10 protein-coding genes and 1 pseudogene are annotated in these 11,570 nt (G+C 73.5%); 7 read left to right on the top strand and 4 right to left on the bottom strand.

What is annotated here, in order from left to right; genetic code table 11:
* A partial coding sequence (locus PINTE_RS17610) for an NYN domain-containing protein (RefSeq protein ID WP_217996631.1) occupies positions 1-675 on the bottom strand: 675 nt, incomplete at its 3' end.
* 120 nt (positions 676-795) lie between these two features.
* Between PINTE_RS17610 and PINTE_RS17605 the strand changes: the two genes are divergently transcribed.
* From PINTE_RS17605 to PINTE_RS17580, 6 genes are all read left to right on the top strand, one after another.
* A complete protein-coding gene (locus PINTE_RS17605) occupies positions 796-1,917 on the top strand; it encodes a GuaB3 family IMP dehydrogenase-related protein (protein ID WP_068433376.1) in 1,122 nt (373 codons plus the stop codon).
* A gap of 89 nt (positions 1,918-2,006) precedes the next feature.
* Positions 2,007-3,665: a succinic semialdehyde dehydrogenase gene (locus PINTE_RS17600; protein WP_084343750.1), complete on the top strand. Its 1,659-nt coding sequence runs from the start codon at positions 2,007-2,009 to the stop codon at positions 3,663-3,665.
* Between the two features lie 184 nt (positions 3,666-3,849).
* Positions 3,850-4,662: an SURF1 family protein gene (locus PINTE_RS17595; RefSeq protein WP_084343749.1), complete on the top strand. Its 813-nt coding sequence runs from the start codon at positions 3,850-3,852 to the stop codon at positions 4,660-4,662.
* Positions 4,659-5,069 carry a DUF3817 domain-containing protein gene (locus PINTE_RS17590; RefSeq protein ID WP_084343748.1) on the top strand — a complete coding sequence of 137 codons (411 nt, stop codon included), beginning with the start codon at positions 4,659-4,661 and terminating at the stop codon, positions 5,067-5,069. Before PINTE_RS17595 ends, PINTE_RS17590 begins: the two co-directional genes overlap by 4 nt.
* A gap of 148 nt (positions 5,070-5,217) precedes the next feature.
* Entirely contained in the window at positions 5,218-6,792 is a 1,575-nt protein-coding gene (gene guaA, locus PINTE_RS17585) for a glutamine-hydrolyzing GMP synthase (RefSeq protein ID WP_068433372.1), read from the top strand.
* 167 nt (positions 6,793-6,959) lie between these two features.
* Positions 6,960-7,328: a nuclear transport factor 2 family protein gene (locus PINTE_RS17580; protein WP_245643030.1), complete on the top strand. Its 369-nt coding sequence runs from the start codon at positions 6,960-6,962 to the stop codon at positions 7,326-7,328.
* Between the two features lie 145 nt (positions 7,329-7,473).
* Here PINTE_RS17580 and PINTE_RS24560 read toward each other — a convergent pair whose 3' ends face one another.
* From PINTE_RS24560 to PINTE_RS25130, 3 genes and pseudogenes are all read right to left on the bottom strand, one after another.
* Positions 7,474-8,685, bottom strand: coding sequence for a TIGR04053 family radical SAM/SPASM domain-containing protein (locus PINTE_RS24560; RefSeq protein WP_281178973.1), 1,212 nt, complete (start codon positions 8,683-8,685; stop codon positions 7,474-7,476).
* A complete protein-coding gene (locus PINTE_RS24825; RefSeq protein ID WP_281178972.1) occupies positions 8,682-9,446 on the bottom strand; it encodes a protoporphyrinogen/coproporphyrinogen oxidase in 765 nt (254 codons plus the stop codon). Before PINTE_RS24825 ends, PINTE_RS24560 begins: the two co-directional genes overlap by 4 nt.
* Positions 9,447-9,597: 151 nt before the next feature.
* Positions 9,598-10,092 (bottom strand): annotated as a pseudogene (locus PINTE_RS25130) (protoporphyrinogen/coproporphyrinogen oxidase); the annotation flags it as partial.
* Positions 10,093-10,597: 505 nt separating this feature from the next.
* Here PINTE_RS25130 and PINTE_RS17560 point away from each other — a divergent pair.
* The coding region (locus PINTE_RS17560; protein ID WP_068433366.1) for a phosphatase PAP2 family protein at positions 10,598-11,570 on the top strand (973 nt) is incomplete at its 3' end.

Below are 11,570 nucleotides of genomic sequence, written 5' to 3'. Positions count from 1 at the left end.
CGCTGCCCGCGACGACTCCGACTCCGGGGACTGCAGGGACTCCAGGGACCCCGGGGGCAGCGCGGACGCCGACCCCTCGCCCCGGGCAGCCGGGGTGGGCACCCCGACGAGCCCGGGCCGCGGACCGGCGGCGCGCACCGACTCCCGGATCGTCTCCTCCTCGATGAGCGCCAGCCCGTCGGACTCCCGCTGCAGGTGGCGGGCCACGCCGAACGGCTCGCCGGCCTCGTTGGGCACCGCCAGCAGGATGACCTGCACGCCGTGGCCCTGGGCCTCCTCGACGGCCTCGGTCAGGTCGTCGTCACCGGAGAGCAGGTAGGCGACGTCGACGATGTTGTTGCGCGCGTGGGTCGCCAGGTCGAGGCCGAGGCGCAGGTCGACGCCCTTCTGCTCGCCGGCGTAGGAGAGCCGGCCCAGCCGCAGCTTGACGCGGGCCATGAGGCCGAGCCGGGCCTGCACGCCGTCGGGTTGGCCCCCCGCCTCGCCGCCGGAGTCGTACCAGTTGAGCCGCAGCAGCGGCAGCCCGCTGTCGGCCTCCACCTGCCGGATGAGGCGAGGCACGAGCTCGTCGTGGTCGACGTGCACGCCGCCGCGCAGCGAGGTACCGGTGACTCGGGTGGCCGCGGAGGCGAGCAGGTAGCCGGCGTCGACATAAAGGGCGCAACAGGAACGCATGCGCTCGATGGTGTCATGCGCGTCTGGACGCCCTCGGTAGATATGCCGGGAGCGCCGGGACCGATGGCGCGCTCGCGTGGCCGGCCCGGGCGCCGCACCCGCCTTGGGTAGCCTGAGCGCGTGAGTGAGATCGAGATCGGCCGGGGCAAGCGCGGGCGGCGTGCCTACACCTTCGACGACATCGCGGTCGTCCCGTCGCGACGCACCCGCGACCCGGAGGAGGTGTCGACCTCGTGGCAGATCGACGCCTACCACTTCGAACTGCCGTTCATGGCCGCCCCGATGGACTCGGTGATGTCGCCGGAGACCGCGATCGCGTTCGGCAAGCTCGGCGGCCTCGGCGTGCTCGACCTCGAGGGCCTGTGGACCCGCTACGAGGACCCGACGCCGCAGCTGGCGGAGATCGCCTCGCTCGACCCGTCCGCGGTCACCGCCCGCATGCAGGAGATCTACTCCGAGCCGATCAAACCCGACCTCATCACCGCGCGGCTGCACCAGATCCGGGAGTCGGGGGTGACGGTCGCGGGGGCGCTGTCGCCGCAGCGCACCCAGGAGCACTGGAAGACGGTCGTCGACGCGGGCGTCGACCTGTTCGTCATCCGCGGCACCACGGTCTCCGCCGAGCACGTCTCCAGCCACGCCGAGCCGCTGAACCTCAAGCGGTTCATCTACGAGCTCGACGTGCCGGTCATCGTCGGCGGCGCGGGCACGTACACCGCGGCCCTGCACCTCATGCGCACCGGCGCGGCGGGTGTGCTCGTCGGGTTCGGAGGCGGTGCCGCCCACACCACCGTGCAGACCCTCGGCGTGCAGACCCCGATGGCGACCGCGATCGCCGACGTGGCCGCGGCCCGCCGCGACTACCTCGACGAGTCCGGCGGCCGGTACGTGCACGTCATCCCCGACGGCGGCATGGGCCGCTCCGGCGACATCGTCAAGGCCATCGCGTGTGGCGCCGACGCCGTGATGATCGGCGCCGCCCTCGCGCGGGCCCTGGAGGCCCCGGGCCGCGGCTACCACTGGGGCTCGGAGGCCCACCACCCGCAGCTGCCGCGCGGCGAGCGCGTCGAGGTCGGCGCCACCGCCCCGCTGCGCGAGATCCTCTTCGGCCCCGGCCGCGCCGCCGACGGGCGCACGAACTTCGTCGGCGCCCTGCGTCGTGCGATGGCCACCACCGGGTACACCGAGGTCAAGGAGTTCCAGCGCATCGAGGTCGTCGTCACCCCGCACGTCGTGGACTGAGCACGTCGTCGACTGAGCACGTCGTGGGCTGAGACCACCTCCAGCCGGTCCGCCGGAACTTGTCAGACCCCGCACGTAGCCTGGCTGCCATGGCAACAGATCAGGCGGTGGCCGGCGGCGCGACCGGGCCGACGGGGGTGGCGGCGACGACGAGTACGACATCGGGCGGGGCGCAGGAGGGGTCCACGGTGACCACCCCGGGCACCTACGCGCTCGACCCCGACTGGGTGGCTCACCTGCGCCGTTACGCGGTGAGTTCGCCGCGGGCGCAGACGATGGACACGATCACCCCGATGACCGGCCGGCTGCTCGCGCGGCTGCCGGTCAGCTCGGCGCGGGAGGTCGAGCTCGCGTTCCACGGGGCCCGCGCGATCCAGCCGTCGTGGGAGCAGCTGCCGGTGCACCTGCGCAGCGAGTTCTTCCTGCGGCTGCACGACCTCGTGCTCGCTCACCAGGTCGAGCTGCTCGACCTCATCCAGCTGGAGTCGGGCAAGGCCCGGGTGCACGCCTTCGAGGAGATCGTCGACGTCGCCCAGGTGGCCCGCTACTACGCCCGCAGCGGGCCCGACCTGCTGCGGGCGCAACGGCGTTCGGGCATCGTGCCGGGCCTGACCCGGGTCGAGGAGGTGCGCCACGCCAAGGGTGTCGTCGGCATCGTCTCGCCGTGGAACTACCCGCTGTCGCTGGCGATCACCGACGCGATCCCGGCGCTGGTCGCGGGCAACACCGTCGTGCTGCGGCCCGACCCGCAGGGCAGCCTGACCGCCCTCTTCGTCGCCGACCTGCTGACGCGCGCCGGGCTGCCGTCGCGCGCGCTGCAGATCGTGCTCGGCCCGGCCGACACCGCCCGGGCCGTCGTCGAGCAGGCCGACTACATCAGCTTCACCGGCTCCACCGCCACCGGGCGCGAGGTGGGCGCGGTCGCCGGGCGCCGGCTCGTCGGGGCCAGCCTCGAACTCGGCGGCAAGAACTCGCTGTACGTGGCCGCCGACGCCGACCTCGACCGGGCCGCCGAGGGCGCGGTCGGCGCGTGCTTCACGTCTGCGGGCCAGCTGTGCATCTCGGCCGAGCGGCTGCTGCTGCACGAGAGCATCGCCGACGACTTCCTCGCGCGCTTCCTGCCGCGCGTCGAGGCCCTGCGGCTCGGCACCAACCTCACCTTCGACGCCGACCTCGGCAGCCTCGTCTCCGCGGCGCAGCTCGAGCGGGTACAGCGGCACGTGGAGGAGGCGGTCGCGGCGGGCGCCACCGTGCTCACCGGCGGCCGGGCGCGGCCCGACATCGGGCCGTTCTTCTTCGAGCCCACGGTGCTCGAGGGCGTCACCGAGGCGATGGACGTGTGCCGCGAGGAGACGTTCGGGCCGGTGGCCTCGGTGTACCGGGTCGGCAGCGACGCCGAGGCCATCGAGCGGGCCAACGACACCGACTACGGGTTGAACGCCTCGGTGTGGACCCGCGACATCGGCCGCGGCCGCACGATCGCCCGGGCGATCAAGGCCGGCAGCGTCAACGTCAACGACGGTCACGGGGCCGCGTACGCGAGCACCGCCGCGCCGATGGGCGGCATGAAGGCCTCCGGGCTGGGGCGCCGGCACGGCGTCGAGGGTCTGCTGAAGTACACCGAGCCGCAGACGATCGCCGTGCAGCGCGGCATGAACCTCGGCGCCCCCGCCGGGGTCAGCGGCGAGCAGCTGGCCTCGACGATGACCTGGGCGCTGCGGGCGATGAAGGTACTCGGCCGACGCTGAGGGGCGGTGAGCGGTGCTGAGGGGGTGGCTCGGGTGCCGAGGGAGCCGGTCGGCGCCGGGAGCCGCGGTCGACGTCGCGGTGGCACGACCGACCTCTCGGGGGCACGCCCGCCGGGGGAGTCCGAGAGGCGGTCTTTCCGGGGCGGCCAGGCCGCTCACCGGGGCGTCGATTAGCCTGGCAGGCGTGTGGCGCACCGCGACGAGACCCAAATGGCTGGCGCTGCTGGCCGCGGTCGTCGTCGTGCTCATCGTCTTCGCCCAGCTCGGCCTCTGGCAGCTCGACGTCGCCCGGGACCGCGGCCACGAGGAGGCCCTCCAGGAGGCCCGCGAGGCGCCCTCCGTCGAGTTGACCGGCGTGCTCTCGCCGCACACCCCGATGACCGGCGACCTCATGGGCAGGACGGTGACCGTCTCCGGCACGTACGACGCCTCGGGCCAGGTGGTCATCACCGACCGGCGGCTCGGCGACCAGACCGGCTACTGGGTCGTCACCCCGCTCGTCGTCCAGCCGACGGGGGCGAGGCTCGCGGTCATCCGCGGCTTCATCACCGACCCGAACGCCGCGCCCGCGCCGCCGGAGGGCACCGTCTCCCTGGCGGGGATGCTGGCGAGCAGCGAGTCGGCCCCGAACAAGCCGACGGCCCTGCCGTCCGGGCAGATGCAGACCATCGACCTGGCCGAGCTCGTCAACGAATGGCCCGGCCAGCTGTACAACGCGATCCTGTTCCCGAGCAGCCAGCAGCCCCCCTCGACCGGGGTCACCCACATCCCGCCGCCGGACCTGTCGCCCGACGGGTTCGCCTGGCGCAACCTCGCCTACGCCCTGCAGTGGTGGATCTTCGCGCTGTTCGCGCTCTACATGTGGTGGCGCATGGTGCGCGAAGAACACGACCGCGAACAGCTCGAGGCGGCCAACGCCCCCTCCGGGGAGGATGACGCGGCCGCGCCGACCAGGGCGCCCGCCGCCGACGAAGAGAACAAGGAGCGAACGTCGTGAACGCCCCCAGCCCCAACCCGCAGGACTCGACGGGCCGGCGTCCCCGCGCGCTGCCCAAGGGGTACGACCCGGCGCGGGTGCGCAAGGCGCTGCCGTTCTACCGGACCATGGCGATCATCGTCGGATTCGGCCTGCTGCTGCTCGTCTTGGAGATGGTGCTCAAGTACGGCTTCGGCAACGACATCCTCGCCTGGTGGGCCATGCCGCACGGTTTCCTCTACATGGTCTACCTGGGGGCGTCGGTCAACCTCGGCATGCCCGCGCGGTGGTCGCTGCTCAAGCTCATCGGGGTCATGCTCGCCGGCTGCGTGCCGTTCTTCTCGTTCTGGGTGGAGCACCGCGTGTCGATCCGAGAGCACGCCAACCTGGCCGTCGCCGAACAGGGCTCGACGCCCCTTCTGCGCTGAGCCCCAACGACCACCAACGACCAACCAACGACGAACGACCAACGACCGTCGAAACTGCGTGTCGTGGTGAGAACTCAGTCCGGACTGCAGTTCTCACCACGACACGCAGTTTCGAGCGGCGTTCGGGGGCGCTTGTAGACTCGCGGCCGTGAGCGACCCGCACGCCAAGCCAGTTCTCGTCGTCGACTACGGCGCCCAGTACGCCCAGCTCATCGCGCGCCGGGTGCGGGAGGCGAACGCGTTCAGCGAGGTCGTGCCGCACACGACGCCGGCCGCGGAACTGCTGGCCCGCGACCCGGGGGCGATCATCCTCTCCGGTGGGCCCGCCTCCGTCTACGCCCCGGACGCCCCGGGGCTCGACCCCGAGCTGCTGCAGGCCGGGGTGCCCGTGTTCGGCATGTGTTACGGCTTCCAGGCGATGGCCCAGGCGCTCGGCGGGGTCGTCGAACGCACCGGTCTCGGCGAGTACGGCTCGACCCCGGCGACGGTCTTCCCGCGGGGCTCAACGCTGTTCAAGGGCCAGCCCGAGCAGCAGTCGGTGTGGATGTCGCACGGAGACGGGGTCGTCACGGCCCCCGAGGGCATGGTCGTCACCGCCAACACCGCCAACGCCCCGGTCGCCGCGTTCGAGGACGACGCCCGCCGCCTCTACGGCGTGCAGTGGCACCCCGAGGTCATGCACTCCACGTTCGGCCAGCGCGTGCTGGAGAACTTCCTGCGCGACGGCGCCGGCCTGCCCGGCGACTGGACCGCCGAGAGCATCGTCAGCGAGCAGATCGAGCGCATCCGCACTCAGGTCGGCGACGCCCGCGTTATCTGCGGGCTCTCCGGCGGCGTCGACTCCTCCGTGGCCGCGGCGCTCGTGCAGAAGGCCATCGGCGACCAGCTGACCTGCGTGTTCGTCGACCACGGCCTGCTGCGCCAGGGGGAGGCGGAGCAGGTCCGCGAGGACTTCGTGCAGGCCACCGGTGTCGACCTCGTCGTCGTCGACGCCGCCGACCGCTTCCTCGACGCGCTCGCAGGCGTCGCCGACCCCGAGACCAAGCGCAAGATCATCGGGCGCGAGTTTATCCGCGTGTTCGAGCAGGCAGCCCGCGACATCGTGGGCAGCGCCGAATCCGACGGCCACCCGGTCGAATTCCTCGTGCAGGGCACGCTGTACCCCGACGTCGTAGAATCCGGCGGAGGCAGCGGCACCGCCAACATCAAGAGCCACCACAACGTCGGCGGCCTGCCCGACGACCTCATGTTCAAGCTCGTCGAGCCGCTGCGCGACCTCTTCAAGGACGAGGTGCGCGAGGTCGGCCTGGAGATCGGCGTGCCCGAGGGCATCGTGTGGCGCCAGCCGTTCCCCGGCCCGGGCCTGGGCATCCGCATCATCGGCGAGGTCACCCGCGATCGGCTCGAGACGCTGCGCGCGGCCGACGCCATCGTGCGTGCCGAGCTCACGGAGGCGGGCCTGGACCGTGAGATCTGGCAGTGCCCCGTCGTGCTGCTCGCCGACATCCGCTCGGTCGGGGTGCAGGGCGACGGCCGCACCTACGGGCACCCGATCGTGCTGCGCCCGGTGAGCAGCGAGGACGCGATGACCGCCGACTGGACCCGGGTGCCGTTCGACGTGCTCGCCCGCATCTCCACGCGCATCACCAACGAGGTGCGCGAGGTCAACCGCGTCGTGCTCGACGTCACCTCCAAACCGCCGGGCACCATCGAGTGGGAGTGAGCTGGAGCGGCGTGGACGGCGCCTGACCTCACCCCGGCTCCGGCCCGGGCATGCAAGGATCGTGGTGGGCGGCCGAGCCACACGACGGCCCCGACAGGCGACCGGGGTGCGGCGCACGAGCCGGTGTGGGCCCGACGCGAGAACCAGGAGGCGTGATGGTTGGTGACATGCGAGCGGTCGGCCCCGACCTGCGCAGGGCCGTGCAGGGCTACTACGACGCCCTCGACGCCGACGACCTCGAGGCCGTGCTCGAGTTCTTCAGCGGCGACGTGCTCTACCGCCGCCCGGGCTACGACCGCATGGTTGGCATCGACTCGGTGCGTCGCTACTACGAGGAGAGCCGCCTCATCGCGCCCGGTCGGCACGTGCTGCGCACGCTGGTCGTCGAGGGTCAGAACGTCGCCGCCCACGGCGAGTGGGAAGGCGAGCTGAAGGAGGGCGGCCGCCGCACCGTCGGATTCGCCGCCTTCTTCGTCTTCGACGGCAACGGCCGCGCCGCCGAGCACACGACGTACTTCTTCACCCCCTCGGTCTGAGCCGAGTCTGAGCCGGCCGAACGCCGGACGCGCCCTCGCGTTGCGCCCGGCGCTCACGGACGCGGCGACAGCCGCAACCCTCGGCTCCCTGCGCGTCGCCCACGATGCGGACGCGGTGGCGGACGCCCGGAGGGCTGGCGACGGCTCAGGCGACGGTGTGCCCGGGGCGCTCAGGCAGGCTGTCCAGGGCCGCGGGCCGGTACGCGCAGGTGGGGTCGGAGGCCAGCAGGTCGCCGGTGATCGCGTAGGCGTGCGAGCGCGACCCGCCGCACACCTCGTTGAACTCGCACACCCCGCATTTGCCGGCGAACCCCGACGGCTCACGCAGCGAGCGCAGCAGCGGGTTGTCGCGGTAGATCGCGCGGAACCCGTGCTCGGTGACGCTGCCGCACTGCTGCGGCAGGAAGCCGCTGGGGTAGACCTGGCCGCGGTGGTCGATGAAGCTGAACCCGCGGCCGGAGTTGACGTCGATCGGCGGGCGCGGCGGCCGGGTGCGGGTGGGGGTCTGGGCGAGGACCGCCTCGGTCTGCGCGCGCAGCCGCTCGTAGAGCGGGCCGTGTTCGATCGTGCGGCCGGTGGCTTCGGCCTCCTTGCGCTGCAGCGTGACCCGTCGGTAGTGCGGCGCCTCGGTGGCCTTGACGGCGAGCCGGTCGGAGATGTCGTACATCCAGTTGAGCACGTCCTCGACCTCGCCCGCCGACAGCGCCTGCAGCTGCTGGCCCCGCCCGGTCGGCACGAGGAAGAAGATGCTCCACAGCGAGGTCTGCAGGCCGAGCACGAGCCGCAGCAGCTCGGGCAGCTCGTGCACGTTGCCGCGCGTGACGGTCGAGTTCACCTGGAGCCGGAAGCCCGCCTCCTTGACCCAGCGCGCCGCCGTCATCGTCTGCTCGAACACGCCCGGCACCCCGCGGAACGCGTCGTGGGTGGCCGCGGCGGCGCCGTCGATCGACAGCGACAAGGTCGCGGCCCCGGCCGCGCGCAGCTCGCGCAGGATCTGCGGCTGCAGCCGCGGGGTGACCGACGGAGACAGCGCCATGTGCAGCCCGAGGCTGGTGCCGTGCTCGACGAGCTGCGCGAGATCGGGCCGCTCGAACGGGTCGCCGCCGGTGAGCACGACGATCGGGTACGGAGCGCCGTAACCCGCGATGTCGTCGAGCAGCGCCTTGCCCTGCTGGGTCGTCAGCTCCGCCGGGTCGCGGCGGGTCTGGGCGTCGGCGCGGCAGTGCTGGCACACGAGCGCGCACGCGCGGGTGACCTCCCAGATGACGATCATCGGGCGCTCGCCCGCATCGTGGCGCAGGCGCCGGACCGCGGTGCGCTCCCGGGGGCGGGTCGAGGTGCCGTTGGGGGTGTTCACGAACGTCCTTCCGTGCGAGTGGAGTCGGTGCGGTGCGGTCCGCCGGCGAGGCGCGCCGCGATCGCCGCGGCAGCGCGTTGACCCGAGGCGATGCACGAGGTGAGCCCGATGCCGTCGTACGAGGCGCCGACGAGCTGCACCCCGGGCCAGCCGGATTCGAGCTCGGCACGGACCGCCCGCAGGCGCCCCACATGCCCGACCGTCAGCTGCGGGATGCCGGTGCGCCAGCGCCGCACGAGCGCGTGACTCGGCTCGGCGTCGATGCCCTCGAGCCGGGCGAGATCGGCCCGCAACCGCGTCACGAGCGCGTCGTCGTCGAGGTCGGCGGCCTCGCTCGAGCCGGCCCGGCCGGCCGAGAGCCGCACGAGATAGGTGTCGGGATCGTCGCTCGTGTCGAGGTGCGGCCACTTCGTCGACAGGTGCGTGACCGCCTTGAGCAGCGTGCCGCTGCCGCTCGGCACGAGCATGCCGTTGCCGGCCAGCGCCGGCAGATCCGCGACGGCGGCGCGGGGGTAACCGAGCACGACGGTCGCGGTGTCGGCCTGCTCGGTCTGCGCGAGCACCCGGCTCGCCGTCGGCAGCTCCGGACGCGCCTCCGCGAGCACCCTCGCGGCCGCCGGGGCGGGCAGGGCCAGCGCGACCGCGTCGGCGCTCACCTCCCGCCCGCCGTCGAGCAGCACCATGTAGCCGGATCCGGCGCGGCGCAGCGCCCGCACGGGGGTGTTCGTGCGGATCGCCAGCCCCTCGGCCAGGGACGACACGAGCCGGGCCATGCCCTGCGGCCAGGAGGCGAACGCGATCGGAGCCGGGCGACCGGCGGGGCGGGCGGCCCCCGGCGGCCCGGCGCCGCCGCACGAGCGAGCGCCCGGAGGTGGCAGCGGGCACCAGCGACGGGGCGCAGGCCCGCAGGCTGAGGGCATCGACGTCGCCGGAGTGCAGCCCGCCGAGCAGCGGGTCGACGAACGCGCGGGTCACCTGCCGCCCGAACCGGGACGACACGAAGTCGCCGACCGAGATGTCGGTGTCGCCGTCGTCCGGGAGCCGGGCCACCCGGGCCGCGAGCACCGGCTCCAGCCCGGCGCGCGCGAGGGCGGGCCACGTCATGACGCCGCTGCGCAGCACCGGCCGCAGCTGGGTGGGGCCGGCGGGACCGACTCCGGCGGGCAGGCGGCGGCGCCCGCGGGGGGTCCACAGCCAGCTGGGGTTGGAGCGGGCGGCGACGATGTCGTCGCGCAGCCCGAGCTCGTCGACAAGGGCGGCGGCCGCCGGCACCTGCATGTGCAGCGCCTCGGCGCCGACGTCGACCGGGCGCCCGGCGACGTCGAGGGTGAGCACGTGACCGCCGACCCGCGGGCCCGCCTCCAGCACCGTCACCTCGTGTCCGGCCGCGCGCAGCCCGCGCGCCACCACCAGGCCGCTGACTCCGGCTCCGACGACGACGACGCGAGCGGCCCCGCCGGAGCGGGCCGTCGTGACCTGCGAACTGTCCGGCGCCTGCACCGCTGACTCACCCAATTCCCTCGTACCGTCGCCTCAGATTAACCCCGGCCGCGTCCGGTCCAGTGGGCCCCGTCCGGGCCGCTGATGCGTCCCCCCATGCGCCCGACGTGACGGCTGCGTGAGGGGGCACCGGCGCGCGCGTCAGAAGAGTCGAAAGAGCGTGGTAGATCTGCCGCGTCTGTCCGGCGGAATTTCCCACCATCGTCGGCGGTCCTGGCGGCCGGGGGCGAACCGAAAGCGCCGCCGCGACACGAGCCCTGCTCGCCACGCGGTTCGCGCCCGGCTCCGGCGCGAGAAGACGCCTACCCTGAAGGGATCAGGCGCAAGGGGAGGCCGCCGATCGGAGGAGCCGTCAGCCCGCGGACAGCGCGGGCACAGTCAGGCTTATGGGGGAGCGGACAGAATCGTAGGGATGACGATCGTGTATTCACCGAACACGCCGGACGCCGACACCTACCGCGCCGGCGGACGCCGTCCAGGGGGCTGGGCGCCGATCGCGTTGTCCGGCGTCTTGACGGCTCTCGGTGCGTTGGCGCTGGTCGCCACCATCGTGCTCGTCGTGTGGACCCGGCTCGGGCAGCGCGCCGACGAGCGCTCGCGCTGGTCGATCGGCGTGCCCGAGCAGATGAGCGCGCTCGTCGTCAACTGGCTCGACACCGTCAGCGTGAGCTTCGTCATCGTCGGCCTCGCGGTGGCGGTCGTGCTCGCGCTCGTGCGCCGCCGGCTCGGCGCGGGGGTGGCCGCCGCCGTGCTCGTGGCCGGCGCGAACATCACGACCCAGGTGCTCAAGGAGGTCATCCCGCGGCCCGAATACGGCGTCGGTCCCGCGATGAACAGCCTGCCCAGCGGGCACACGACGGTGATGACCAGCCTCGCGCTCGCCCTCGTCATCGTCGCGCCGCGGGTGCTGCGGCCGCTGCTCGTCGTCGCGACCAGCGCCGTCGCGACCTTCACCGGCGCCGCGACGATCCTGGAACGCTGGCACCGCCCCAGCGACGTCATCGCCGCCTTCGGGGTGTGCGCGATCTGGGCCGGCATCGCGCTCGTCGTGCTCGCGGCGCAGTCCGCCCGCCGCCGCGCCCGCACCCTCGAGCCGGCGCCCACGACCCGCTTCGGGCTGCACCTGGGAGCCGGTGTGGTCGGCGCGGTCCTCGTCGGCGCGGGCCTCATCGTCGGGGGTCTGGTCAGCCACGGCACCCCGGCCGATGTGCTCGTCGGCGGCGTCATGCTCACCGCGACCGGCCTGACCGGCGCCCTGCTCGCGGCGCTCGTCGCGGCGATCTGCGACGGCTCCGAGCCCTCCCGGCCGTCCCGGCCGGCCCGGCCAGCCCGGCCAGCCCGGCCAGCCCGGCCGTCCCCGTCGTCTCGGTCCGGCGTCCGGCCGG

Origin of the sequence: Piscicoccus intestinalis NBRC 104926 (genome assembly GCF_001515525.1) — a bacterium.
Lineage (GTDB): Bacteria > Actinomycetota > Actinomycetes > Actinomycetales > Dermatophilaceae > Kineosphaera > Kineosphaera intestinalis.
Note: the sequence above shows the minus strand (reverse complement) of the source record. Positions and strands in the feature narration are given on the sequence as shown.

What these genes read in the sequence shown, in the direction of transcription:
- PINTE_RS17580 (WP_245643030.1), top strand. Translation starts at nt 6,960, where the DNA reads ATGCGAGCGGTCGGCCCCGACCTGCGCAGGGCCGTGCAGGGCTACTAC.
- PINTE_RS17600 (WP_084343750.1), top strand. Translation starts at nt 2,007, where the DNA reads ATGGCAACAGATCAGGCGGTGGCCGGCGGCGCGACCGGGCCGACGGGG.